Here is a 25197-nt window from a genome sequence, read left to right as displayed (position 1 = left end):
CGTCGAAAGCTCCGGTCCTGCCCGAGGAGGGCAGCAACCATCCGCGTCCGCGCAACCCTGAGCGCTATGAAGCCAGCCAGGAAGAGCTGCTGCATTTCTACAAGGAAATGCTGCTCATCCGCCGCTTCGAGGAGCGCGCGGGTCAGCTCTACGGCCTCGGCCTGATCGGCGGCTTCTGCCACCTGTATATCGGCCAGGAAGCGGTCGCGGTCGGCCTGCAATCGGCGCTCGAGCCGGGCAAGGACAGCGTGATCACCGGCTATCGCGACCATGGCCATATGCTGGCTTATGGCATCGACCCCAAGATCATCATGGCCGAGCTCACCGGACGCGGCGCGGGCATCTCGCGCGGCAAGGGCGGCTCGATGCACATGTTCTCGACCGAGCACAAATTCTATGGCGGCCATGGCATCGTCGGCGCGCAGGTGCCGCTGGGTGCTGGCCTCGCTTTCGGGCACAAATATTCCGAGGATGGCGGCGTGTGCATGGCCTATTTCGGCGATGGCGCGGCGAACCAGGGCCAGGTCTATGAAAGCTTCAACATGGCCGCCTTGTGGAAGCTGCCGATCATCTTCGTGATCGAGAATAACGGCTATGCCATGGGCACCAAGGTCGCGCGCAGCAGCGCAGAGACCGAATTCTACCGGCGCGGCGATTCCTTCCGAATTCCCGGCATGCAGGTCAACGGCATGGACGTGCTCGAAGTGCGCGGCGCGGCCGAGGCGGCGCTCGAATATGTCCGCGGCGGCAACGGCCCGCTGCTGATGGAGCTCAAGACCTATCGCTATCGCGGCCATTCGATGTCCGACCCGGCCAAATATCGCAGCCGGGAGGAGGTGCAGAACGTCAAGGAAAAGTCCGACCCGATCGAGGCGGCAAAGGCCGAACTGATCAAGATGGGCGTGAGCGAAGACGCGATGAAGGCGATCGACAAGGAAATCCGCACGGTCGTCAGCGAAGCGGCAGACTTTGCCGAAACCTCGCCCGAGCCGGATCCGTCCGAACTGTATACCGATGTGCTGGTGGAGCAATATTGATGGCCATCGAACTGAAAATGCCTGCTTTGTCCCCCACGATGGAAGAGGGGACGCTGGCCAAGTGGCTGGTCAAGGAAGGCGATACCGTGTCGTCCGGCGACATTCTCGCCGAAATCGAGACCGACAAGGCGACCATGGAATTCGAGGCGGTCGATGAAGGCACGATCTCGAAGATCCTGATCGCCGAGGGCACCGACAATGTGAAGGTCGGCGCAGTGATCGCGCTGATCGCGGGCGAAGGCGAGGACGCGTCGTCGGCTGAAGCCACACCGGCACCCGCTCGGACCCCTGCGTCCGAGCCCGAAGCCAAGGCCCCGACCGAGAACGCTGAGATCGTCCCCGAAACGCCCAAGCGCGCGCAGGTCAGTGATCCGGCGATCCCCGAAGGCACTGAGATGGTGCCGACCACGGTGCGCGAGGCGCTGCGCGATGCGATGGCGGAGGAAATGCGCCGCGACGAGCGCGTGTTCGTGATGGGCGAGGAAGTCGCCGAATATCAGGGCGCGTACAAGGTGACGCAGGGCCTGCTCGAGGAATTCGGGCCGCGCCGCGTGATCGATACGCCGATCACCGAATATGGCTTTGCCGGCATCGGTGCGGGTGCGGCGATGGGCGGCCTGCGCCCGGTCATCGAGTTCATGACCTTCAACTTCGCGATGCAGGCGATCGACCATATCATCAACTCGGCGGCCAAGACCAACTACATGTCGGGCGGCCAGATGCGCTGCCCGGTGGTGTTCCGCGGCCCCAATGGCGCGGCGAGCCGTGTCGGCGCGCAGCACAGCCAGAATTTCGGTCCCTGGTATGCCAATGTCCCAGGCCTGATCGTCATCGCGCCCTATGACAGTGCCGATGCCAAGGGGCTGCTCAAGGCGGCGATCCGCACCGAGGACCCGGTCGTGTTCCTGGAGAACGAGCTGGTCTATGGCCGCACCTTCGATGTGCCCAAGCTCGACGACCATGTCCTGCCGATCGGCAAGGCGCGGATCATGCGCGAAGGCAAGGACGTCACCATCGTCAGCTATTCGATCGGCGTCGGCGTTGCGCTCGAGGCGGCGGAGAAGCTGGCCGCCGAGGGCATCGAGGCCGAGGTGGTCGATCTGCGCACGCTGCGTCCGCTCGACACCGCGACCGTGCTCGAAAGCCTGAAAAAGACCAACCGCATGGTCGTGGTCGAAGAAGGCTGGCCGGTCTGCTCGATCGCGTCGGAAATCTGCGCGGTCGCGATGGAGCAGGGATTTGACGATCTCGACGCGCCGGTGCTGCGCGTGACCAACGAGGATGTGCCGCTGCCTTATGCCGCCAACCTCGAAAAGCTTGCGCTGGTCGATAGCGCCCGCGTGATCGCGGCGGTGAAGAAGGTCACCTACAAGGGCTGAGCGCGACCGTTATGATACGATCGGCCGGGCAGCACGGCCCGGCCGATTTCATATCCTGATGCAGATCAGACTGGCGCTGCAAATACCCTTGTTGTCGCCGCTGCCGGCATTGCCGTCGAGCACGCCGTCCTTCATGTCGTTGGCTCTGGCGGCATCCGCTGCGGCCTGGGCCGAAGCAATCTGTGCGTCGCTGGTCTGCGGCAACACGGCATCATATTTGTCACACGTCGACTTGCGCGTGGCGGACACATTGTCGGACGGCGGCTTGCCGATCTCGCGTGCGTCGCGCACGGTATAGGCCGCCTCCTGGTGCAGTTCCTTCGGCTCCATGAACATGCTGCCGAACAGCGGATCATAGACATAGGTCAGCTCGACATACATCACCGCCGTGCCGGTGCTAGCGGCGATTTTCTCCCCCGGCGGGCCCATTCCGACAAAGCTGGTTCCGGTCTTGCCGGTACCTTCCGGGCCATAATCCGAATCATCGAACAATATGCCCTTGCAGCGCTGCCACATGATCGTCTGGCCGCCATCGGCGTTGAGTTCTAGACTGGACAATACCGTGCGGCCATCCTGATAGATGCCCGCCGCGCCCGCCTGGATCGCCGCCGCCTGGAACACGTCGTTGATCTGTTCTTCGCTGATCACCTTGGCGCCTAGCGTCGCGTTGAGCGTTCCGATGCGCGAGGCGTTGTCGGCCATGTTGAGCGCGATCTGGCTCATCTTCATCTGGGTGATGGCAAGGTTCGATACCTCGACGCCGTAAAAGCCGAGGCCGATGAAGATCGGCAGCGAAAAGGCGAACTCGATCAGCGCAAGGCCCGAACGATCGCGTTTCAGCCGCCGCGCAAGGCTGCGGGTGCGGGCGATGAAGCCGGGGCGGGCGTCGGCGGCGGCAATGGGCGTGGTCATCATGTGCAGATCACCTGCTTGGTCTCGGCATTCTGGCTTGCATAAGGCTGGTTGCGCAGAACGGTGGCGGACTTGATCGCTGTCCGTCGGGACATGCCGATCAGCGCATAGAGCGGGAACTTGCGGTCGTACGACATCAGCACCTCGTACATCACCACGTCGCGCGCGCCGCCGACCCCGTCCTTGCCAAGGTCGCGGTCCCATACCGCATTGGCATTCTCGTCGGTGAAGCACTCGCCCGGATCACGTTGGCCGTTGCTGTTCTTGTCCTCGAAATCCTCGGGCAGGCCGACCTTGGCAAAGTCCCGATAATTGCGGCGGGTATAGGTGAAGGTGGCATCGGCGCCCAGCACGCCGAGATTTTCCTTCACCTTCGCGTCCAGGTTCGCGACATTGGTCGTCCCCGTCTCCAGCGCGGCATCGCGTCCGGCCTTCTGCACCGCGCCATCCAGGATCGCACGCGCATAGACGGTATAGCCGAGGTCGAACACGCCGAGCAGCAGCATGAGAAAGGTGGGCGCGATCAGCCCGAATTCGGTCACGGTCACGCCGCGCCGATCCTGGCCGACCCGGCGGATGAAGGCAGGGGCGCGCATCACTGGGTCAACCTCAATTCGGAAATCTGCTTGGCGATGTTCTGGAATGCGGAATTGAGCTGCGAGCTGTTCGATGCGGTAAACGAGCTACCACTGCTCGAACAGGTCGTCATGTCGGTGGTCAGCGTCGTGCCGAATGCGATCACCCACAGACGGATCCCCTTGGACTTGATCGCCTCGCAGATCGCCAGATACCGCCGGCGCTGGCGCTCGAGCTGCGTCGGATCGGTGCTGCCGCCGGTCACGCGCCGGTCGTACATCTCGACGCCGTACATGCTGGCGACAAAGTCATAGCTGGTCAGCTGACCGTCCGTCATGAAGATCATGTGGCGGCTGACCGATCCGGGATTGCCCGGATTGGCGTTTACCGTCGACTGGAAGATCCCCTGCGGCGACGCCAGGCGCGCGCCCCAGAGCAGGCCGACATCGTGATAGGTGCCGCCGACTGCGACCAGATTGTTGACATAGGTCTGCACCTGGTCGCGCGTCATGGTCGACAGCAGCGTGGCCTTGCTGGGACAGGCGGTATAGCCGCCGCCCTTGTTCTTGATGCTGGTCGCATCGTCGCGGAAGAAATAGACCTCTTCCCAATAGGGTCGCCACTTGGTTTCCATGCTGTTGGGCACGGCATCGATGTTGAGATCGTGCGCGCCCAGGCTGCCATCGGCGGTGATGCCGCTCGACGTGCTGGCAAAGTTCGCCGCCGCGATCGTGTCGCGCTCCTCGATGCATCCGCCCCAGCGGCTGGTGCTGCCGTCGACTTCGCTCGGCGTGGTGACTGCCGGATTGGCCGACTTGATCGAGCGAATGAAATTGTGCGTCGCAAGGCTGCGCTGTTCATAGATCCACACGACGGTGGCGCCGCTCACCGGCACGGTTGAATCGACCTGCGTCGTGCGCTGCCTCACGCATTGCCTGCTGTCCGAACCGCTCCAGCCCGGAGCTGCGCCGCCCCAGCTGTAGCGGACAAAGGAGACGGTCGTCGTGCTGGTGCCCGAGACAACCGGCGGCAGCGGCGTGCCCGCGGGGTTGGGACTGAAGCCGGTGAAGCTCGAGTTGCTGCCATAGCTGGTGCAATTCTGACGCGATATGTTGGTGCCGCCGCCCGAGATCGTCGAATGCGAACGGTTGGGGCACGAGAACGACTGGTTGCCGCCATAGACCTGGCAATCGACGGTCGTCGTCCGCCAGATCGGACGTCTCGACTGATAGGTCCAGGTATCGGCGACATTGCCCCCGTTCAGCCATTGCGGATTGGCATCGTACAGCAGTTCGCCGACATTCACGTTGGTCGAATAGGGCACGAACGAATAACGGATGCGCGCGTTGCTGCCCGACGAGGCATTGGCAAGCGTATCGTAGAAGCTCATCACCGAATTGCGCAGCGCGCTGATCTTGACGATCGAACCGCCCGAGCCGTTGGGAATCGAATCCAGCATCGACCCGGTCACGTCGAGCACGAAGGTCGTGTCGGTATTCGTGAGGTTGAGCTCGGCCTGGCAGGCGACGTCGATGTTGAGCGTCTTCTTGCCGAACATGCCCATGATCGTGGTCGGCATCACCGCAGACGCCGTACCGGTGACCTGGCTGGTGCCCGACACGTTGTTGGTGTCGAACGTCACGTTGGTGGTGTCGTTATAGCCCGGCTGATAGTTGACGTCGAAAAAGTCGCGCGCCTGGGCCTTGGCGGCGTCGGTGTACGTGCTGGCGGCCATCGCGCGGCGACCCGCGAGTACACCGGCATCGCAGGCGTGCTGCAGTCGCGACTTGACCATATAGGCGCGGCTCATATCGACGGCGCCGCCGATCATCGCCGCCATCGGCAGCACGCTGGCGGCCAGGATGGGCAGCACGTTGCCGCGCTTTGATGCCAGCAGCCGGTTGAGCCACGGGCGCGCATCAGCCTTCGCGGCATCGGCCCGCGCGCTGGTGCCAAAGCGCTGATCTTCGGTGTGGCGGATGGTCATGATGTGGTTAATGCCCCCTGGACGCAGCGTGCCTTGTATCCGCGCAATGGTAAGCAGCCCTCAAAGGGAGATGGTTAAGCCCAAGTTTACCTTGATTTGCTCCGGAAATTGGGGGACTGCGCGCGCCATGGCTCCTCCAGAAACCCCTGTTTCTCCGCTCGTCACGCTGGCGGTCGGCTATGGCGACCGGCAGGTCCGCGACTGGGCCCGGGCGCTGTTTGCCTTCGATGCGCAGATGGCGGGCATTGTGCTGCAGGCGCGCGAGCCGATGCTGGCGCAGATCCGCCTGCAATGGTGGCACGATGTGCTGGCCAAGCCGGTGGCATCGCGTCCTTCGGCCAATCCGGTGCTCGCTGCCCTCGCACCGATCGAGGCGGATGGGCTGGCGCTGGCCGATGCACTGGGACCGGTCATCCGTGGCTGGGAAGCGGCGCTCGAATGCGAGGAGAGCGAGGCGATCGCCGATTTCGCAGCGGGCCGGGGGCAGTTGTTCGCGGCCTTTGCGGGGCAGGGGGGCGATGCCGCCGATCTGCAGCGCATCGGCCAGGCCTGGGCACTGTGGGATATGGTGCGCTTCCACCGCCGTACGCCTGCGCTCGATGCCGCCTTCGCGGCGGTCGATACGCGGGCGCTGGAGCGCATCGCGCTCCCCGCGCAGCTGCGCCCGTTGTCGATCATCAACCGCGCGGTGCGGCTTGACATCGCCAAGGGTCGGCTGGATCGTCCATGGGCCGGGCCCGGCCTGTTCGCGCGCCTGGTCTGGCACGGGGTAACCGGACGGTGACCGGCTGACGAGAGGGGGAAGGGCGATGCGGATCCTGTTCGGCGGATTGGGGGCCATCGCCTTGCTGGTCGGCGGTTTCTTCCTCATACGCGCGCAGCAGCAGGACGACGAGCTGGCCGAGATCGTGGCTCCTCCGCCCGAGCCTCAGGACACCGGCCTGCCGATGGCCGATCCGGGCCAGCTGCGTGGTCCGGAACCGCCGCAAGCGACCGAAATGACTCGCGAGGAACGCCGCTTTGCCCGGTTCGATCGCAATGGCGACCGCATCATCACGCGCGAGGAACTGCTCGCCAGCCGCACCAAGGCGTTCAAGGCGCTCGACAAGGACGGCAACAACCTGCTGACCTTCGAGGAATGGGCGGTGGCGACATCGGATCGCTTCGCCAAGGCCGATGAAGACCGCAATGGCCGCCTGTCGCCCGAGGAGTTCGCGACAACCCGGCCCAAGCGCCCGCTACAGCGCTGCAAATGCTGACTATTCGGCGGCGATGACCTTGCCCGCGCCATTGAGCCAGCCCTGCAGATCGGCGCGCGCGCGCGCGGTATAGGCTTCCTTGCGCTGCTTCTTGTGCACCTTGTCCTCGGGCGGCGGGAACAGGCCGAAATTGACGTTCATTGGCTGGAAGTCGCTTGCTTCCGCGCCGCCGGTGATATGGCCCAGCAGCGCGCCGAGTGCCGTCGTGACCGGCGGCGTTGCCAGCTTGCGGCCCTGCAGTTCGGCAGCGGCAAATCGCCCCGCCATCAGCCCGACGCTGGCGCTTTCGACATAGCCCTCGCAGCCGGTAATCTGCCCGGCAAAGCGGATATGCGGCGCCTTGCGCAACCTCAGCTGGCCATCGAGCAGGCGCGGCGAGTTGATGAAGGTGTTGCGGTGCAGTCCGCCGAGCCGCGCGAACTCGGCCCTTTGCAGCCCCGGAATGGTGCGGAACAGCTCCACCTGCGCCCCGTGCTTGAGCTTGGTCTGGAAGCCGACCATGTTCCACAGCGTGCCCAGCTTGTTGTCCTGGCGCAGCTGCACCACCGCATAGGGCCAGCGCCCGGTGCGCGGATTATCGAGGCCGACAGGCTTCATCGGGCCGAAACGCAGCGTGTCCACGCCGCGCGCCGCCATCACCTCGATCGGCATGCAGCCCTCGAAATAGGGCGTGTTCTTCTCCCACTCCTTGAACTCGGTCTTCTCGCCCTCGATCAGGCCGCGATGGAAGGCGAGATACTGGTCCTTGTCCATCGGGCAGTTGATATAGTCCTTGCCGTCGCCTTCGGGCCCCACCTTGTCCCAGCGGCTGGCCATCCAGCAGATGTCCATGTCGATGCTGTCGCGGTGGACGATCGGCGCGATGGCGTCGAAAAAGGCCAGCGCGTCTTCGCCGGTGGCTGCGCCGATCGACTGGGCGAGCGACATGGCGGTGAGCGGGCCAGTCGCGACGATCGTCGGGCCTTCGCTGGGCAGCGTGTCGATCCGCTCGCGCACGATGCGGATATTCGGGTGCTCGCTCAGGGCCTTGGTGACGATATCGGAGAAGATGTCGCGGTCCACCGCCAGCGCGGAACCCGCCGGCACCTTGGCCTTGTCGGCGGCTGCCATGATCAGCGAGTCCAGCGTGCGCATTTCCTGGTGGAGCAGGCCGACGGCGTTGCGATCGGCATCGTCGGAGCGGAAGCTGTTCGAGCAGACCAGTTCGGCCAGGCCCTCGGTCTGGTGCGCGGGCGTCATGTCGCCGCTGCCGCGCATCTCGGACAGGCGGACCTTCACGCCTGCCTGGGCGAGCTGCCATGCCGCTTCGGATCCGGCCAGGCCGCCGCCGATGATATGAATCTGGTGTTGGAAATCGTTGCTGTTGCTCATGCGCGTGCAGATAGCGTGTGCGAGGGCATTTGCCCAGCTTGCGCATGATTGGCCTTCGGTGCCATCAGGGGTACGGACGCAAGCCGGGGGAAGATACATGGTCGTAAAGCGCGCACTGGCGGAATCGCGGCCCTGGCTGCTGCTGAGCCTCGTGGCGGCGATCAGCTATTATTTCGTCAGCGATGCGCCGATTCCGGGCCTCTACCTGATGGTGTGGAAGGGCCTGGGCGTCGGATTTCTCGCCGTGTTCGCGTTTGCCCGGCACCATTCGTTCGACGCACGACTGGTCGGCGCCGTGATGACGCTCGGCGCGATCGGCGACATGGCTATCGAGATCGACATGATTTACGGGGCGATCGCCTTTCTGCTCGGCCATGTCGTCGCGATCTGGCTCTATGCGCGGCACCGCCGGGTGAGTGTCACCTTCAGCCAGCGGCTGTTCGCGCTGCTGCTGGTGCCGGGCGTGGTGCTGATCGCCTGGGCGCTGCCGATGGACCGGGCGGGGGCAGGGGGCATCGCGCTGTACAGCCTGTTCCTCGCGGTGATGGCAGCCATGGCCTGGACCAGCGATTTCCCGCGCTATCGCGTTGGCACCGGCGCGCTGCTGTTCGTGGTGTCCGATCTGCTGATCTTCGCGCGGCTGGGACCGCTGGAAGGCTCTGCCATCCCCGAATGGCTGATCTGGCCGCTCTATTATTTCGGCCAGTTCCTGATCTGCACCGGCGTGATCCAGAGCCTGCGCCACAAGGACCCGCGCGTCGCCGGTTGATGGAGCGGGGCCAAAGTGTTATAACATCCGTATGAACAAGCCGCTGAAGCTCATCAAGATCGGCAACTCGACCGGCGTCATCCTGCCCAAGGACGTGCTGGCGCATCTGAACCTGTCGCAAGGCGATGAGGTGTCGGTGGTCAAGCAGGCCGATGGCATTGCACTCAAATCTGCGGATCCGGATTTCGACAAGCAGATGTCGGCTGCCCGCGATGTGATGGCGCGTTACCGCAACGCACTTCGCGAACTGGCCAAGTGAGGTGGCCGATTGGATCTGGGTGCGGCACGATGTCGTCCTCGCGCTGCACGATGAACAGATAGCCGAACATGGTGGGCTGAGCGGCATTCGCGATGCTGCTCTGGTCGAAAGCGCGCTCGCTCGACCATTGAACCTCGCCGCTTATGGAGAGCCGGATGCCGCTGATCTGGCGGCAGCTTATGCGTTTGGCCTCGCGCGCAACCACCTGTTCGCTGATGGCAACAAGCGCAGTGCGGCGGTGGTCGCGCTGACCTTTCTGCTGCTCAACGGTATCGAGTTTGAAATCACCGAAGCCGAGCTTGTCGTCATGACGTTAGCGCTCGCCGCAGGCGACCTCACCGAGGATGAGGTCGCCCGCTGGTTTCGCGATCATATCGTGCCGCAAAGCTGAGCCTTATTCGCTCGCGGGCTCGGGATTTTCTGCCGCCTCGTCGCCATTCTCTTCTTCGGCGATGCGCGCGGCGCTGACCACATGCTCGTTATCGGCCACGTTGAACAGCCGCACGCCGGCAGAGTTGCGGCCGATCACGCGCATGGTCGAGAGGCTCAATCGGATGAGCTTGGCCTGATCGGTGACGAGCATCAGCTGGTCCGACTGGTGCGCCGGGAAGCTCGCCAGCACCGGGCCATTGCGGTCGATATTGTCGATATTGGTGATGCCCTGGCCGCCGCGTCCGGTGCGGCGATATTCATAGGCGGAGGACAGCTTGCCATAGCCATTGGCGCAGACCGTGAGGATGAACTGCTCGGCCTCGGCAAACGCGTCCATTTCAACCTTTGACAAGGTCGGCTCGGCATCATTGCCTTTCCAAGGAGCAGCGCGGAGATACTCGTCGCGCTTTTCGGTACTGGCCGAAAAGCCTCCCAGGATCGAGAGCGAGATCACCTCGTCACCCTCACGCAGCGTCATGCCGCGCACCCCGGTAGAGGTGCGGCTCTGGAACTCGCGCACATCGGTCGCGGCAAAGCGGATCGCCTTGCCCTGGCGCGTGGCGAGCAGCACGTCGTCGCCCTCGGTGAGCAGCGCGACGCCGATCAGCCGGTCGTCCGATCCCTCGTCGAAGCGCATCGCGATCTTGCCGTTCGAGGGGATGTTGGTGAACGCATCCATCGAGTTGCGGCGCACGGTGCCGTTGGCGGTGGCGAACATCACGTGCAGATCGGCCCAGCTATCCTCGTCCTCGGGCAGCGGCAGCACGGTCTGGATGGTCTCGCCCTGCGCCAGCGGTAGCAGGTTGACCATCGGCCGTCCGCGTGTCGCCGGACCGCCCTCGGGCAGGCGCCACACCTTCTGGCGATAGACCTTGCCGTGCGTGGAGAAGAACAGCACCGGCGTGTGCGTCGAGGTGACGAACATGCTGGTGACGGCATCCTCGTCCTTGGTCGCCATGCCGGACCGGCCCTTGCCGCCGCGGCCCTGGGCGCGGAATGCATCGAGCGGGGTGCGCTTGATATAGCCCTGCAGCGTGACGGTGACGACCATCTCCTCGCGTTCGATCAGGTCCTCGTCGTCGATGCCGTCGGCCGCCGGCGCGATCTCTGACAGGCGCGGCGTGGCGAACTCGCTCTTCACCGCGATCAGCTCGTCGCGCAGCACCTGGTACAGCTTGGCTCGGTCACCCAAGATAGCCAGATATTCCTCGATGCTCGCGGCAAGCGCCTTCAGCTCGTTGCCGATCTCGTCGCGGCCCAGCGCGGTCAGCCTGTGCAGGCGCAGGTCGAGGATCGCGCGGACCTGAATGTCGCTGAGCGTGTAGGTATCGCCTTCGATCTCCGCCTCGATCGCCTCGACCAGCCGGATATAGGGGGCGATTTCCTCGATCGGCCATTGCCGTGCGATCAGCGCCGCGCGGGCTTCGGCGGGCGAGGCGGACGAGCGGATGATCCGCACCACCTCGTCCATATTGGTCACTGCGACCACGAGGCCGAGCAGGATATGCGCACGGTCGCGCGCCTTGGCGAGTTCGAACTTGGTGCGGCGGGTGATCACCTGCTCGCGGAAGCGGACGAACGCCTCGATGATCTCCTTGAGCGGCAGCACCTCGGGGCGGCCGCCGCGGATCGCGAGCATGTTCGCCGGGAAGCTCGACTGGGCCGGGCTGTGCCGCCAGATCTGATTGAGCACGACTTCGGGCGTCGCGTCGCGCTTGAGGTCGATGACAACGCGTACGCCTTCGCGGTTCGATTCATCGCGAATGTCGCTGACGCCCTCGATCCGCTTGTCCTTGGCGGCTTCGGCGAGCTTTTCGACCAGGCTGTTCTTGCCGAGCTGGAACGGGATCGAGGTCAGCACGATCGAGCGGCGGTCGTTTCGGCCTTCCTCGATCTTGTGCCGTGCGCGCATGATGATCGACCCGCGACCGGTCGAATAGGCGTTGCGCACGCCCGCCTGGCCCAGGATCAGCGGCGCGGTGGGGAAGTCGGGGCCGGGCACGATCTTCATCAGATCTTCCAGCTCGATCATCGGATTGTCGATCCACGCGAGGCACGCGTCGATCACTTCGCCGAGGTTATGCGGCGGAATGTTGGTCGCCATGCCGACCGCGATGCCGCCAGCGCCGTTGACGAGCAGGTTGGGGAAGCGCGCCGGCAGAACCTGCGGCTCGTCGCGCGAACCATCATAGTTGGGCGTGAAGTCGACGGTGTCCTTGTCGAGATCGTCAAGCAGGCTGTTGGCGACCTTGGCGAGGCGTGCCTCGGTGTAACGCATCGAGGCTGGCGGATCCGGGTCCATCGATCCGAAATTGCCCTGGCCGTCGATCAGCGGCACGCGCATCGACCAGTCCTGGGTCATGCGCGCCAAGGCGTCGTAGATCGCGCTATCGCCATGCGGGTGATAGTTACCCATGACGTCGCCGACGATCTTGGCGGACTTGCGATAGGGTCGGCCAGCGACGAAGCCGCCTTCCTGGCTGGCGAAGAGAATGCGGCGATGGACGGGCTTCAGGCCGTCGCGGACATCGGGCAGGGCGCGGCTGACGATGACCGACATGGCATAGTCGAGATAGCTCGACCGCATCTCGTCGACGATGTCGATGCGTTCGATTTCATTGGGTTCCGCGGTTGCGGTGGTATCGTTCATTCCATGCGCCTTTTATGCCTTTTGTGACGCTTTCGCGTCACGATCGGCTCTAGGCGACAGGGCGCTGAAAAGCCAGCTTTTGCGGGCATTTTACGGGTATTTTTCAACAGGAAAAACAGGCGCTTGGCAGCGCGCCAAAGTCAGGGCTGAATGGCGCTGCCGTCAAAGGCGAAGATACCGCCCGAATCGGCCGCAGAAAGCCCGTCGAGCACGTCCAGCATCATGCCCGCGCTGCGGTCCGCATCGAACAGCTTGCCGTCTGCGACATTGGCCTGGAAGGGCTTGCTTAAGGCGGTGTCGACCGTTCCGGGGTGCAGGGCGACCGCGATCGACTGGTCGTTGCGACGCCCCCATTCGATCGCGATGTTGCGGATCGTCATGTGCAGCGCCGCCTTGGCCGCGCGATAGCCGTACCAGCCGCCCAGCCGATTGTCCGAGATGCTGCCGACGCGCGCGCCGATCGCGGCGAACATGGTAGGGGCCTTGCGCGGCATCAGCGGAATGAAATGCTTGGCGGCGAGCGCCGGGCCGATGGTGTTGACCGCAAAGTTGCGTGCCATCCAGGCGGCATCGAGATCCTTCATGCTCTTTTCCGGCCCGCGTCCGTCTGCGTGAAGCATGCCTGTGGCGACGATCACCCGGTCGGGGGCTAGGCCCCGGTCAGCAAGACGCGCTGCCGCCGCAGCGATGCTCGCCTCGTCATCGAGATCGATATGACCTTCGCCGGAAAGGCTGCGGGCAAGCGCGATCACCGTATCGCCGCGCGCCCCAGCCTGCCGGACGAAGGCCGCGCCGATGCCGCCCGACGCGCCGATGATGACCGTGGTGCGGCTCATGCGCGCACAAAGCGCCAGACGTCGTTGTCGCTTGCCTCGGCATCGAAGCGATAGCCGTCGCTGTCGAAGCCCTTGAGCGCCTCCGGCTCGGCATGCCGGTTCTCGCACAGGAAACGCGCCGCCATGCCGCGTGCGCGCTTGGCATCGAAGCTGACGAAACGCGGCCCCTTGGGCCCCTGCTGGCGGAAATCGGCGGTGATGACGCGGATGCCGCGCTTGGCCAGCCCCTTGCCGGCAGCAGCGAAATATTCCTGGCTGGCAAGGTTGATCACGGTGTCGCCGCCGCTCGCGCTCAGGTCCTCGGCGATCGCGGCGGCAATCCGGTCACCCCAGAAGGCGACCAGCGAATTGTGGCGCGGTGCCCAGCGCGTCCCCATTTCAAGACGATAGGGGCGGATGCTGTCGAATGGTCGCAGCAGGCCATACAGGCCCGACAGGATGCGCACATGGGTTTGCGCAAAGTCGAGCGCGGGCTCTTCGAGCGTCTTGGCCTCCAGCCCGGTATAGACATCGCCGTTGAACGCGAAGGCTGCAGGCCGCTCGGGCTGGTCGTAAAAACCGCGATAGCGCGCATAGTTGAGATCGATCAGCGCATCGGACACCGGCATGATCTGCTTCATCTTCGCCTTGCTCAGCCGCGCGGCGGATTTCACCAGCCGTTCGGTCTCCGGCTCGAAGCGGGGCTCGCTCGGGCTGATGGCAGGGGCGGGCGAATCGAAATCCAGCGATTTGGCGGGGGAAAGCAGGATGATCATGATGGCCAGCGCATAGACGAGCGACGAACCGATGCAAAGGCCATCGAACATAGTCGGACGAGCAGGGCTTGCGCCCGCTTGTCACCGCCGCCATCGGCTTTTTGGACCGGAACCGCAAAGGTCGTTGTCCGTTCCTGCCAGAGCCATTAAGGACGGCTTCATCAACCAGCCGCCAAAGGCTGACAGGTGATCGGCAGCTCAGGCTTTGCCGTGTTTTAGTTCGGAGGATAACATGCGTCGCATTTCCCGTTTCAACATGGCCCTGATGCTGGCGCTGGCCGGAACCACCGCGGTTTCGCTGGCGCTGCCGGTCGATGGAGCCTTTGCCCAGCGCGCCGAAAAGAAGGGCAAGAAAGGCAAGGATGAAGCGCCGCAGATGGAACTGAGCGCCGAGTTCCGCAACGCCTTCTCGGCTGCCCAGACCGCCTTTGGCGCCAGCGATTTCGTCACGGCGGAAGCCAAGCTGAACGAAGCCGCCGCGGTCGCCGCGAGCGCCGACGAGAAATATCTGACCGGCAAGCTGACGCTGCAGATCGGCCTCAAGAAGAATGACGAGGCGATGCAGATGAAGGGCATCGAACAGGCGCTGGCGAGCGGCAAGTCGACCGACGCCGAGAAGAAGACCTTCAACAGCTTCATCGGCGAAAAGGCGCTGCTGAAGAACGATTTCGCGCGCGCCCGCCAGTATCTGACGGCTGCGGTCGAGGCGGGTCAGAATGGTCCGGTGAACCTGTTCCAGCTGGCCGAAGCGCATTTCGGCGAGGCGATCGCCAAGTCGGGCGGCCGCAGCATCGATGCGACCAACGCGCCGATCGCTGCCGCAGGCCTGCCGTATCTGCAGCGCGCGGTGGAAGCGGACCTTGCCGGTACCAAGCAATATTCGGCAAGCTGGGCCAAGCGCGGCTTCCAGATCGCGCGGGCGACCAAGACCGACAGCAGCGTCTTTGCCAACCTGCTGCTCCGCGCCGACGCGGGCAAGGGTGCGTGGCACGAGGTGGTGCAGGCCGTGCAGGCCGATAACCGCAACTTCACCAGCGAGCAGAATCTCGATGCCATGCGCCTGCTGCGCATGGCGGGCGGCATGACCAGCGCCAGCGATTATCAGGAATATATCGAAGCCGCCGGCGCCGCGCGTCGTCCGACCGAAGTCATCGCGCTGATCGAGGAAGGCAAGGCCGCGGGCATCATCACCGACGGCAATGCCTATTTCAAGGATGCGCTGGCTACCGCCAGTGGCGCGCGCGGCGAATATGTCGCGACGCTCCCTGAGTCCGTGCGCGATTCGCGGGGCAAGGCGACCGCCACCGTTACGCTGGCGACCGCAGACGCGCTGCTTGCGAACAAGCAATATGCCGAGGCCGAAGAGCTGGCTGGCATCGCCGTGACCAAGGGCGCGACCGACAAGGAACGCGCGCTGATGGTCCAGGCGATCGCGCAGGTGGCGCAGGGCAAGTACGAACCCGCGCGTCAGACGCTGGCTGGCGTCACCGGCGTGCGCGCTCCGCTCGCCAAGCTGTGGACGCTGTACATCGACCAGAAGGCAGGCGCTGGCGCGACCGCTCCCGCCGCCTGATCACGCGCAAGCCGATCAGCAAAAAGGCAGGCCAGGCAATTCGCCCGGCCTGCCTTTTTCGCGTCCGGCAAAGGCGATCATTCCTCGAGCGGGACGCCCGGCTGCTGCTTGCTGGTGCGGATGGTCAGCGATGTCTTGACGCTGGCGACATTGGCTGCGGGCGTCAGCTTCGACGTCAGGAACGCCTGGAATTCCTGCAGGTCGCGCGCCACGATCTTGAGGATGAAGTCGATCTCGCCGTTGAGCATATGGCATTCGCGCACCTGGGGCAGGGTGCTGACATGCTCCTCGAAGGCCTTGAGATCGCTCTCCGCCTGGCTCTTCAGGCTGACCATCGCGAACACGGTGATCGCAAAGCCCAGTTTCTGCGGGTCGATATCGGCATGATAGCCGCGAATGATGCCGGCTTCCTCCAGCGCCCGCACGCGGCGCAGACAGGGCGGCGCGGTCAGCCCGACGCGGCTCGCGAGCTCGACATTGGTGATCCGCCCCTCATCCTGGAGCCGGGTCAGCAGCTGTCGGTCGATATGGTCCAGACTTGACACGATTTTTCCCCTGGCTTTGCTAGGCAACCGCCGGTGCCGACGGTGGGTTGCCATCGTCGGCCGCGTGCAAGCTGCGGTATTTGGGCGTGAAGCAGAAATAATCCGCAACATCACGCCACCTACCTATAATATAATTACTCGGTAACGCAATTGTCCCACATTGCGACGCGATAAAAAGCGCCCTTTCGCAGGCGAGCCGACGGAGCTATCCCTTGTGCCGATCGGTCGGCTGCGTGTAACGAACACGGCCCGCCGATCCAACAAATCGTGCTGTTCCAAGGACCTTGCCCAAGCCGATGCGCTACGACGACCGCCTTTCCACCGTCCTGGCCGGTAGCGTCCCCACTGGCGGAGCGGCAGTGGCGCAATATCGCCAGCTGGTGGACCTGCTCGGGCAAATCGGCGGCAATGATCTCGACGCGCGCCACGCGCCTGCGCTGGCGCGGATCCACGAACTGCGCACCAGTGTGAGCGATGCCGATCGGCTGCTGACCGTGCAGTGCCTTTCCGGGCGGCTGGTGTCGCCGGTGCTGGTGCAGTATCTCGCATCGGAGCGTCCCGAAATCGCCAGCGCGGCGATCCGCGCCGCACGGCTGGACGACGAAAGCTGGGCGACGCTCGTCCCCGCGCTCCCCACGCGCGCGCGCGGCTTCCTGCGCCATCGCCGCGATATCGGCCCGCGCACCCAGGCCCTGCTCGATCAGCTGGGGCTTTACGATACCGCGCTTCCCGCCGCAGAGGTTCAGGTGGCGGCCGAAACTGCGGGACCCACCGAGCACGAGCCGGTGGCCCAGGCCCCCGAAGCCGAACCTGCCGCGCCGCCACCGGTCGACACCGAAACGATCCTCGACCCCGAGGCCGCGGCCGAGCCGGTGGCTGCGCCCGAGCCTGCCGCTTTGCCGATTGTCGAGGCTGATCCCGAACCGGTGGTCGAACCCGAACCCGCACCGGTCGCCGCCAGTCCGCAGAGCATCGGCGAGATCGTCAAGCGGATCGAGGCGCTGCAGGAAGTGCGCATCCGTCAGGCGATGGAGCAGGAGCCCCCCAGCCGCGATGGCTGGCAGCAGCTCGAACAGACGCTCGGCACGCCGGAAAGCCCTGCCGCCGAACCGGTCGAGACGGCCAGCGCCCTGCCCGAGGGGCATCAGCATTTCCAGTTCGCCACCGGCATCGACGGCAGCATCAGCAGCACGCGTGGCATGCTGCTCGGCATGGTGCACGGGCTTTCGCTCGCTCAGCCGGCGCTGAGCGGCTTTCGCGGCGTCGATGCCTCGGTCGCGACGGCGTTCAGTCGTCGCATGCCGATCCGCGGGGGGCGGGCCGATCTGGGCAGTGCCGCGTCGCTGGCGGGCGAATGGCGCGTCGATGCCGATCCGTGCTTCGACCGCGCGACCGGCCGTTTCACCGGCTATAGCGGAACGCTGCGGCGCCCGATGCCCTGGGAAAGTGCGGGGCCGGATGCGGCAGCATCGGGGCTGACCGGGCGCGATGGCCTGCGCCAGATCGTGCATGAACTGCGCACGCCGCTCAATGCGATCATGGGCTTTTCCGAGATTATCGAGCAGCAGCTGTTCGGCCCCGTGCTCAGCGATTACCGCGAGATGGCGCAGCGCATCCGCCAGGACGCGCGGCAATTGCTGAACGGCTTTGACGATCTGGACACCGCGCTCAGGCTCGACCGCAACGCGATCGACGATCCCGATGGCCATGTCGCGCTGAGTGAGCTCGCCGAACGCCTGTCGGCTCGGGTGCAGCCACTGCTCGATTATGCGGGGGCATCGCTGGTTCTGGGTCCGGTTCCGCAGGCTTCGGTGATTGCCATGTCGGCCCAGGCGCTCGACCGTATTGTTCCGCGCCTGGCCGGTGCGCTGATCGGCAGCTGCGAGGCGGGCGAGACATTGCACGTGCAGTTCGTCGATCACAGCCCGACCGTCGACATCCTGTTCAGCCGCCCGAAGACGCTCGTCGGGCTCGATGAAGCGGCGCTGTTCGATGTCGACCGCGCCGATGCCGGGCCGCGCGACGGCGGTCCGCTGCTCGGCCTGGGCTTCTGCCTCAGGCTGGTGCGCAATCTGCTTGCCAGCCATGGCGGCGCGCTCGCGATCGAGGACGAAGCTCTGCGCTTGACCTTGCCCGAGGCGGGGATTAGCGCAGAAGCCGCACGATCCTAGGCGGGAGGAGCGCGCACGGAGTGGCGACCGGGGAGGGGCCAGGCCGATCATTTGCGACGCTGCGAGACATGAGCGCATGACCTTTGCAAGATTGCCGGGCAAGGATGACTTTGTTCGCTTTTCGCCCGAATTCGGCCAGCGTTATCTGGTGACGGTCGATGTCGAGGAAGAGTTTGACTGGACCCGGCCGATCGAGCGCGAGGGCTATTCGCTCGAAGCGGTCGAGGCCATCACCGATTTCCAGAAACTGTGCGAGGATTATGGCGTAACGCCCTTGTATCTCGTCGACTGGCCGGTGATTTCGGACCCGCGCGGGCGCGAGATTTATGGCGCTCTGGTGCGCGAAGGGCGGGCCGAGGTCGGCATCCAGCTGCACCCCTGGGTCAATCCGCCGTTCGAGGAAGAGGTCAACCAGCGCAACACTTATGCTGGCAACCTGCCCAAGGAGCTCGAGCGCGCCAAGTTTTTCAAGCTGCGCGATGCGATTGCCGAGGTGACCGGCAAGCAGCCGATTGCCTATCGCGCCGGTCGCTATGGCATTGGCGGCGAAACGCTCAACCTGCTGCGCGAGGCGGGGGTGCTCTACGACACCTCGGTGCGCGCCAATTTCGATTACAGCAAGGCGGAAGGACCCGATTTCTCGCAATATCCGCTCGAGCCCTATTGGCTTGACCGCAAGCTGGGTATTGTCGAGCTGCCGGTAACCTCGGTCTATTGGGGCCTGTTGCGCCGTCAGGGAACGCTGTTCCCGCTGGCCCAGATGGCAGGTGTCACGAAATCGCTGATGGCACGTGGGCGGCTGCTCGAGCGGATCTCGCTGACGCCCGAGGGCATCTCGATCGACGAGGTGGTGCGCGGTATCGACATTGCGCTCGACGATGGGCTGCCGGTGCTCAATTTCTCGTTCCATTCACCGTCGCTCAAGCCGGGCTATACGCCCTATGTCCGCAAGGACGAGGATGTGACCGCGTTCTACGACTGGTGGCATCACGTGCTGTCCTATCTCGCGCAGCGCGGGGTGAAGCCGACCAGCATTGCGGATATCGACGCCAATATCCTGAGATGATGCCGGTGCGCGTTGTGCGCTAAAACCCATGCCGAGGCTTTTCGCGCTTGCCATCCAGCCCCGCGCTGGGCTAACCGCGCCTCTGGCACAGCCGGGACGGGCCTGTAGCTCAGTTGGTTAGAGCTGGCCGCTCATAACGGCTAGGTCGGGGGTTCGAGTCCCTCCGGGCCCACCAGTCCGTCCGGAAAGACACCGCCAGGAGCCGACCAGAACTGGCCGGATCGGGGAGTAGCGCAGCCTGGTAGCGCATCTGCTTTGGGAGCAGAGGGTCGCAGGTTCGAATCCTGTCTCCCCGACCAATTTTTATTTTCTGTTTTGAGACAGATACTTGGTCGGATGGCTTGTGTTTTGAATATACAGAAAAATATACAGTCGTGCGAGCGTGCGTCCGGCTTGCCCATGTGTGGCCAACCAGCGACGAGGCAGCAAAGCAGATCGTCATTCCGATGAAGGACGATTCGGACGGGTCCTCGGGCGATCATGTCTAAGGCAAAGGTCATTGCGCCTTCTCGGTGTTGTCGATGGCTTCGCTCGGCGGGGCGCCGCCCGACCTGCTCGCCTATGCCCTGGTGGTCATTCTGGCGACCGGTTTCGCGCAGCCTATTGCGCCGGTCCTGCAACCCTCTTTCGATCTCAGGCCGCCGCTGCGCGGCCAACCGGCAGTGCTCCTGACAATCTGAACCGATTTGTCGGACCCGCCGGGGTGTAACTCTATCCTATGCGCTTGGCTCCGGCCCTGTCGGAGCTTTTCACCGTGTATCAATTGCAGAATGTCTGCGCGGACGCCTGTCCGGCGGCCGCGCCCCATATTGATACCCTTGCCGATCCCGCCCAGCGCCCGCCGGTCGTGCTGCTGATGAGCGGTTTCGGGACCCGTCCTCGCGCACAACGTTCTGATCCGGCAGCTGAACGTCACCAGCAAATGCAGGACGCAGCTCAAGGAGCATCGATCAAAAGGCACCCCGGGACCGCGATTCTTGTCGGCCCCGGGGTGCGAGTTTCGACGAGTCTGGCGGGACAATTCTCGTCAGGGCAAGACGCATCTTGCCGGCCGCCGGATGACGCATGGCGCCGTAAAATATCCATGTGCCTCAACGCCTTGCGGCATGAAATCCTCGTGAAACCCGCGCTCGGTGCCGAGTGAAGAAAGCGATTTTCATGCGTTTTTCATGCCGCTCGCCGCTTTTGCACCGCGCATTTTCACGGGTCTCAGGCGCACCTGACGCTCCGCCAACCAAGGAGCTCCTATGTCCTTCAATCTTGCGCTTGCCGGCGTCGTCGCCGTCGGCCTGCTGGTGTATCTTGTCGTCGTTCTGATGACCCCGGAGCGCTTCTGATGGAGCGCGCGTCCCTTTTCGAACGCAAGCTCGTCGTTCCGGCCCTGCGCGACTCCTTCGTCAAGCTCGACCCGCGCACGCTGGTCCGCAATCCGGTGATGTTCACCACCGCCGTGGTGGCTGCCGTCGCCACCGTGGTGATGGTTCGCAACCTGGCTACGGGCAGCGGCGATCCGCTGTTCGAGGGCCAGCTGGTCTTCTGGCTCTGGCTCACGGTGCTGTTCGGCAACTTTGCCGAAGCGCTGGCCGAAGGGCGTGGCAAGGCGCAGGCACAGTCGCTGCGCTCCACCAAGGACCAGCTCATTGCCTTCCGCATCGGGCAGGATGGCAAGCTTGCCGAAATCCCTGCCACGCAGCTCCACGCGGGTGATGTAGTGCGGGTTATCCAGGGGCAGCCGATTCCCGCCGATGGCGAGGTCGTGGCCGGTGTGGCCTCGGTCAACGAGGCGGCGATCACCGGCGAAAGTGCGCCGGTCATTCGCGAAGCGGGTGGCGATCGGTCTGCGGTAACCGCCGGCACCATGGTCATTGCCGACCAGATCGACGTGAAGGTCACGGCAGAACCCGGCAGCGGGTTTCTTGATCGCATGATCGCACTCGTCGAAGGCGCCAGCCGCCAGAAGACGCCGAACGAGATCGCGCTCACGGTTCTGCTCACCGGCCTGACACTGATCTTCCTGATCGCCGTCGGCACCCTTCCTGCCTTTGCCGCTTATGCCGGGGGCGAGATTGCGGTGCCCGTGCTGGTCGCGCTGTTCGTCGCGCTCATCCCCACCACGATTTCGGGGCTGCTTTCAGCGATCGGCATTGCGGGCATGGACCGGCTGATCCGCTTCAACGTGCTCGCCAAGTCGGGCCGCGCGGTTGAGGCGGCGGGCGATATCAGCACGCTGCTGCTCGACAAGACCGGGACGATCACCATCGGCGACCGTCAGGCCAGCGAGTTCGTGCCGCTGCCCGGCGTGGCCCTGGCCGATCTGGTCGCGGCTGCGCGCCTCTCGAGCCTTGCCGATACGACGCCCGAGGGCCGGTCGATCGTGGCTCTGGCCGGCGACGGAGATGCGATGCCTGAAGGGGCTGAACCGATCGCGTTCACCTCGCAGACGCGTGTCAGCGGACTGATGATCGGCGAACGCGCGCTGATCAAGGGTGCGGTCGATGCCGTGCTGCGGCGACTGGGCGACAAGGCTGATCCGACCGCTGCTGCCGCGCTCCATCAAGCCTCCGAGGGCATTGCCCGGTCGGGCGGCACGCCGCTGGCCGTCGCCGATGGCAACCGGCTGCTCGGCGTCATCCACCTCAAGGACATCGTCAAGGCGGGGATTCGCGAGCGCTTTGCCGAACTCCGCCGCATGGGCATCCGCACGGTCATGATCACCGGCGACAATCCGCTCACCGCCGCGTCGATCGCGGCCGAAAGCGGCGTGGACGATTTCCTCGCCGAGGCGACTCCCGAAGACAAGCTGGCGCTGATCCGCAAGGAACAGGCGGGCGGCAAGCTGGTCGCGATGTGCGGCGATGGCACCAATGACGCGCCCGCGCTGGCGCAATCGGATGTCGGCGTCGCGATGAACACCGGCACCCAGGCCGCGCGCGAGGCGGGCAACATGGTCGATCTCGACAGCGACCCGACCAAGCTGATCGAGATCGTCGGCATCGGCAAGCAGTTGCTGATGACGCGTGGGGCGCTCACCACCTTCTCGATCGCGAATGACGTGGCGAAATATTTCGCCATCCTGCCTGCCATCTTCGTCGTGCTCTACCCCTCGCTGGGCGTGCTCAACGTGATGGGACTGGCAACGCCGTCGAGCGCGATCCTGTCGGCGATCATCTTCAACGCGATCATCATCCCGCTGCTCGTGCCACTGGCGCTCAAGGGCGTGGCATATCGTCCGATGCCCGCCGCCAGCCAGCTGCTGCGCAACCTTGGCATCTACGGCCTAGGCGGCGTGATCGCGCCGTTCATCGGCATCAAGCTCATCGACATCGCCGTCGCCGGCCTCGGCCTGGCCTGAGCGAGAGGACCTAACATCATGCTTGCATCCCTACTTACCGTCGCAATCGTCGTCGGCGGTTCGATACTGCTCTCCTGGCCGCTCGGCCGCTATATGGCTGCGCTGTTTTCGGGGCGCTTTGCCAGCACGGACGGCACTTTCGCCAAGCTTGGCGGGTCCTCGGCCGATCAGGACTGGAAGGCCTATTCGATCGCGCTGCTGGCGTTCAACGCCGTCATGTTCGCGTTCGTGTTCGCGCTGCTGTCGCTCCAGCACCTGCTGCCGCTCAACCCGGACGGCCAGGGACCAGCCTCGATCCATCTCATCTTCAACACCACGGCCTCGTTCGTCACCAACACCAATCTCCAGCATTATTCGGGCGAGAGCACCTGGAGCTATCTCGCCCAGCTTGCCGGGCTGATGTGGTTGCAGTTCGTTTCGGCAGCGACCGGCATCGCCGCGCTGGCAGCGCTCGCGCGCGGGATTGGCGGCCAGAAGAGCATGGGCAATTTCTTCATCGACCTGCAGCGCGCTTCGTTCGGGGTGCTGCTGCCGCTGGCGATCCTTGTCGCGCTCGTTCTCGCGGTTTCCGGCGTGCCGATGACGTTCCATGGCGCCGCCGAGGTGACGACGCTCGAAGGCGCGGTCCAGACGATCGCGCGCGGCCCGGCGGCGGCATTCGTCGCGATCAAGCAGCTCGGCACCAATGGCGGCGGCTTTTTCGGCCCGAATTCGACGCATCCGCTCGAGAATCCGACATTCTGGGCCAATCTGGTCGAGATGGCGGCGATCGTCATCCTCCCGATGGCGTGCGTATGGATGTTCGGTCGGATGATCGGGCGAACCAAGCATGCGGTCGTCATCTTCGGCGTGATGACGGCGCTGCTGCTGGTCAAGATCACCGCTGCGCTCGCCTTTGAAGCGGCTCCCACCCAGGCCTTTGCCGAGCTGCCGGTCGCGCAGGATGTCGGCAACCTGGAGGGCAAGGAGCTGCGGCTTGGGGCGACCACCGGTCCGCTCTGGGCGGCGCTCACCACCGCCACGAGCAACGGATCGGTCGGCGCGATGCACGACAGCCTCAATCCGCTGGCAGGGCTCGTCCCCATGGCGGGCATGTGGCTCAACGAGACCTTTGGCGGCGTCGGCGTCGGCATGATCAACATGTTCCTGTACATCGTCGTCGCGGTGTTCGTGGCTGGCATGATGGTTGGCCGCACCCCCGAATATCTGGGCCACCGGATCGAGGGGCGCGAGATGCGGCTCGCGGTGCTCGCGCTGATCAGCCATCCGCTGCTGATCCTGGGCGGCACGGCACTGTTCGCCGCCACCCCCTGGGGCACCGACACGCTCAACAATACCGGCGCTCACGGCTTTTCGGAGATTCTCTACGAGTTCAGCTCGTCGGCGGCGAACAATGGTTCGGGCTTCGAGGGGCTTGGCGACAATACCGGCCCGTGGAACTGGGCAACGGGTATCGTGATGCTGATCGCGCGCTTCCTGCCCATCCTGGTGCCGCTGGCGATCGTCGGTTCGCTGATGAGCAAGCGCCGCAGCGCGGAAAGCGCAGGTACGCTGAGCGTCGAGAGCAGCACCTTCGGCATCATGCTGCTGATCACGATCCTGATCTTCGGCGCGCTCACCTTCTTGCCGGCGGCTGCCCTGGGCCCGATTGCCGAACACGTCACGCTGATGCGCTGAACCGGACCAAAGCAAAGGACATAAGGACATGACGACCTATCTTCTCCCCTCGCTCCGGCTCTGGATCGTGAGCCTTCTGGTGTGCGCGCTCGGTTATTCGGCGCTGGTGTACGGCTTCGCGCAGACGGTGGCACCGTTCCAGGCCGAAGGCTCGATCCTGATGCGCGACGGCAAGCCGGTGGGCAGCGCGCTGATCGCGCAGAATTTCGCGCAGGAGCGCTATTTCTGGCCGCGCCCGTCTGCTGCCGATTATAACGGCGTGGGAGCGGCGGGCAGCAACCTGTCGCCGACCAGCGACAAGCTCAAGCAGCGCGCGTCCGAGACGGTATCGCGTTACGCGGCCGCCGCCGACAACCCGCTGCCTCCAGATCTGGTCGCGGCATCGGGGGGCGGGCTCGACCCGCATATCTCGCTGGCCGGAGCGCGCTATCAGGCTGCACGCGTCGCCGCTGCCCGCGCGCTGCCTGTTGCCGATGTCGAGGCGCTGATCGACCGGATGGCCTTCGCGCCGGGAGGCCCTGCCGCGCCCGCCCGGATCGTCAATGTGCTCGAGCTCAATCTGGCCCTTGACCGCTTGGGGCGCTAAGCCAC

The 25197-nt window shown here is 64.7% G+C and carries 24 protein-coding genes and 2 tRNA genes; 18 read left to right on the top strand and 8 right to left on the bottom strand.

The window, feature by feature from the left end:
- Positions 1-17 precede the first annotated feature (17 nt).
- Together pdhA and OPU69_RS17505 are read left to right on the top strand one after the other, a co-directional pair.
- Positions 18-1037 (top strand): pyruvate dehydrogenase (acetyl-transferring) E1 component subunit alpha, encoded by a 1020-nt coding sequence (gene pdhA, locus OPU69_RS17510; protein ID WP_498512786.1) that lies wholly within the window; start codon positions 18-20, stop codon positions 1035-1037.
- A complete protein-coding gene (locus tag OPU69_RS17505; protein ID WP_060979061.1) occupies positions 1037-2416 on the top strand; it encodes a pyruvate dehydrogenase complex E1 component subunit beta in 1380 nt (459 codons plus the stop codon). The genes pdhA and OPU69_RS17505 overlap by 1 nt, the downstream gene beginning before the upstream one ends.
- A gap of 48 nt (positions 2417-2464) precedes the next feature.
- Here OPU69_RS17505 and OPU69_RS17500 read toward each other — a convergent pair whose 3' ends face one another.
- Genes OPU69_RS17500 through OPU69_RS17490 form a run of 3 tightly spaced genes read right to left on the bottom strand, consistent with a single transcriptional unit; the run spans position 2465 to position 5891 of the window.
- Positions 2465-3331 (bottom strand): TadE/TadG family type IV pilus assembly protein, encoded by an 867-nt coding sequence (locus OPU69_RS17500; protein ID WP_060979060.1) that lies wholly within the window; start codon positions 3329-3331, stop codon positions 2465-2467.
- Positions 3328-3924, bottom strand: coding sequence for a TadE/TadG family type IV pilus assembly protein (locus OPU69_RS17495; RefSeq protein ID WP_060979059.1), 597 nt, complete (start codon positions 3922-3924; stop codon positions 3328-3330). The genes OPU69_RS17500 and OPU69_RS17495 overlap by 4 nt, the downstream gene beginning before the upstream one ends.
- The gene (locus OPU69_RS17490) at positions 3924-5891 is read right to left on the bottom strand and encodes a TadE/TadG family type IV pilus assembly protein (protein WP_066113979.1); all 1968 of its coding nucleotides are present in this window, start codon (positions 5889-5891) and stop codon (positions 3924-3926) included. Before OPU69_RS17490 ends, OPU69_RS17495 begins: the two co-directional genes overlap by 1 nt.
- Positions 5892-6018: 127 nt before the next feature.
- Between OPU69_RS17490 and OPU69_RS17485 the strand changes: the two genes are divergently transcribed.
- Positions 6019-6675, top strand: a complete 657-nt coding sequence (locus OPU69_RS17485) for a squalene/phytoene synthase family protein (RefSeq protein ID WP_498512757.1) — start codon at positions 6019-6021, stop codon at positions 6673-6675.
- Positions 6676-6700: 25 nt separating this feature from the next.
- Entirely contained in the window at positions 6701-7150 is a 450-nt protein-coding gene (locus tag OPU69_RS17480) for an EF-hand domain-containing protein (protein WP_060979056.1), read from the top strand.
- On the opposite strand, the gene trmFO is transcribed toward OPU69_RS17480, so the two are convergent.
- Positions 7151-8521, bottom strand: coding sequence for a methylenetetrahydrofolate--tRNA-(uracil(54)-C(5))-methyltransferase (FADH(2)-oxidizing) TrmFO (gene trmFO / locus OPU69_RS17475; RefSeq protein ID WP_060979055.1), 1371 nt, complete (start codon positions 8519-8521; stop codon positions 7151-7153).
- Between the two features lie 97 nt (positions 8522-8618).
- Between trmFO and OPU69_RS17470 the strand changes: the two genes are divergently transcribed.
- The 3 genes from OPU69_RS17470 to OPU69_RS17460 are packed head-to-tail and all read left to right on the top strand — an operon-like array spanning position 8619 to position 9940.
- Positions 8619-9290 carry a lysoplasmalogenase gene (locus tag OPU69_RS17470; RefSeq protein ID WP_498512755.1) on the top strand — a complete coding sequence of 224 codons (672 nt, stop codon included), beginning with the start codon at positions 8619-8621 and terminating at the stop codon, positions 9288-9290.
- A gap of 31 nt (positions 9291-9321) precedes the next feature.
- Complete coding sequence (locus OPU69_RS17465; RefSeq protein WP_060979053.1) at positions 9322-9549, top strand: AbrB/MazE/SpoVT family DNA-binding domain-containing protein; 228 nt, start codon at positions 9322-9324, stop codon at positions 9547-9549.
- A 1-nt stretch (position 9550) separates the two neighbouring features.
- Entirely contained in the window at positions 9551-9940 is a 390-nt protein-coding gene (locus OPU69_RS17460; RefSeq protein ID WP_060979052.1) for a type II toxin-antitoxin system death-on-curing family toxin, read from the top strand.
- A 3-nt stretch (positions 9941-9943) separates the two neighbouring features.
- Here the strand turns inward: OPU69_RS17460 and gyrA are convergent, their stop codons facing one another.
- From gyrA to OPU69_RS17445, 3 genes are all read right to left on the bottom strand, one after another.
- Complete coding sequence (gene gyrA, locus OPU69_RS17455; protein ID WP_498512752.1) at positions 9944-12631, bottom strand: DNA gyrase subunit A; 2688 nt, start codon at positions 12629-12631, stop codon at positions 9944-9946.
- 140 nt (positions 12632-12771) lie between these two features.
- Positions 12772-13467, bottom strand: coding sequence for an SDR family NAD(P)-dependent oxidoreductase (locus tag OPU69_RS17450; protein ID WP_498512750.1), 696 nt, complete (start codon positions 13465-13467; stop codon positions 12772-12774).
- The gene (locus OPU69_RS17445; RefSeq protein ID WP_498512784.1) at positions 13464-14222 is read right to left on the bottom strand and encodes a YaaA family protein; all 759 of its coding nucleotides are present in this window, start codon (positions 14220-14222) and stop codon (positions 13464-13466) included. The genes OPU69_RS17450 and OPU69_RS17445 overlap by 4 nt, the downstream gene beginning before the upstream one ends.
- Positions 14223-14454: 232 nt before the next feature.
- Between OPU69_RS17445 and OPU69_RS17440 the strand changes: the two genes are divergently transcribed.
- Positions 14455-15795: a hypothetical protein gene (locus tag OPU69_RS17440; RefSeq protein WP_060979049.1), complete on the top strand. Its 1341-nt coding sequence runs from the start codon at positions 14455-14457 to the stop codon at positions 15793-15795.
- A 77-nt stretch (positions 15796-15872) separates the two neighbouring features.
- Here OPU69_RS17440 and OPU69_RS17435 read toward each other — a convergent pair whose 3' ends face one another.
- Entirely contained in the window at positions 15873-16340 is a 468-nt protein-coding gene (locus tag OPU69_RS17435) for an Lrp/AsnC family transcriptional regulator (protein WP_060979048.1), read from the bottom strand.
- A 296-nt stretch (positions 16341-16636) separates the two neighbouring features.
- On the opposite strand from OPU69_RS17435, the gene OPU69_RS17430 reads away from it, so the two are divergent.
- From OPU69_RS17430 to kdpC, 10 genes are all read left to right on the top strand, one after another.
- Entirely contained in the window at positions 16637-18511 is a 1875-nt protein-coding gene (locus OPU69_RS17430) for a sensor histidine kinase (RefSeq protein WP_498512747.1), read from the top strand.
- A gap of 76 nt (positions 18512-18587) precedes the next feature.
- Entirely contained in the window at positions 18588-19577 is a 990-nt protein-coding gene (locus tag OPU69_RS17425) for a polysaccharide deacetylase family protein (protein ID WP_060979046.1), read from the top strand.
- 98 nt (positions 19578-19675) lie between these two features.
- Positions 19676-19752 (top strand) — tRNA-Ile (locus OPU69_RS17420).
- Positions 19753-19799: 47 nt separating this feature from the next.
- Positions 19800-19876: transfer RNA gene (locus OPU69_RS17415), tRNA-Pro, on the top strand.
- 222 nt (positions 19877-20098) lie between these two features.
- Positions 20099-20257 (top strand): hypothetical protein, encoded by a 159-nt coding sequence (locus OPU69_RS17410; protein ID WP_498512745.1) that lies wholly within the window; start codon positions 20099-20101, stop codon positions 20255-20257.
- Between the two features lie 38 nt (positions 20258-20295).
- The gene (locus tag OPU69_RS17405; RefSeq protein ID WP_498512743.1) at positions 20296-20721 is read left to right on the top strand and encodes a hypothetical protein; all 426 of its coding nucleotides are present in this window, start codon (positions 20296-20298) and stop codon (positions 20719-20721) included.
- A 103-nt stretch (positions 20722-20824) separates the two neighbouring features.
- Positions 20825-20914 (top strand): K(+)-transporting ATPase subunit F, encoded by a 90-nt coding sequence (kdpF, locus tag OPU69_RS17400; RefSeq protein WP_498512741.1) that lies wholly within the window; start codon positions 20825-20827, stop codon positions 20912-20914.
- Positions 20914-22929 (top strand): potassium-transporting ATPase subunit KdpB, encoded by a 2016-nt coding sequence (gene kdpB / locus OPU69_RS17395; protein ID WP_498512740.1) that lies wholly within the window; start codon positions 20914-20916, stop codon positions 22927-22929. The genes kdpF and kdpB overlap by 1 nt, the downstream gene beginning before the upstream one ends.
- An 18-nt stretch (positions 22930-22947) precedes the next feature.
- Entirely contained in the window at positions 22948-24606 is a 1659-nt protein-coding gene (gene kdpA / locus OPU69_RS17390; protein ID WP_498512738.1) for a potassium-transporting ATPase subunit KdpA, read from the top strand.
- Positions 24607-24634: 28 nt separating this feature from the next.
- The gene (gene kdpC / locus OPU69_RS17385) at positions 24635-25192 is read left to right on the top strand and encodes a potassium-transporting ATPase subunit KdpC (RefSeq protein WP_498512736.1); all 558 of its coding nucleotides are present in this window, start codon (positions 24635-24637) and stop codon (positions 25190-25192) included.
- The last annotated feature ends 5 nt before the right edge of the window (positions 25193-25197 follow it).

The organism is Blastomonas sp. 34TW (genome assembly GCF_059803595.1).
The sequence above is the reverse complement of the archived record's forward strand: the minus strand, read 5'-3'. Positions and strand labels throughout refer to the sequence as shown.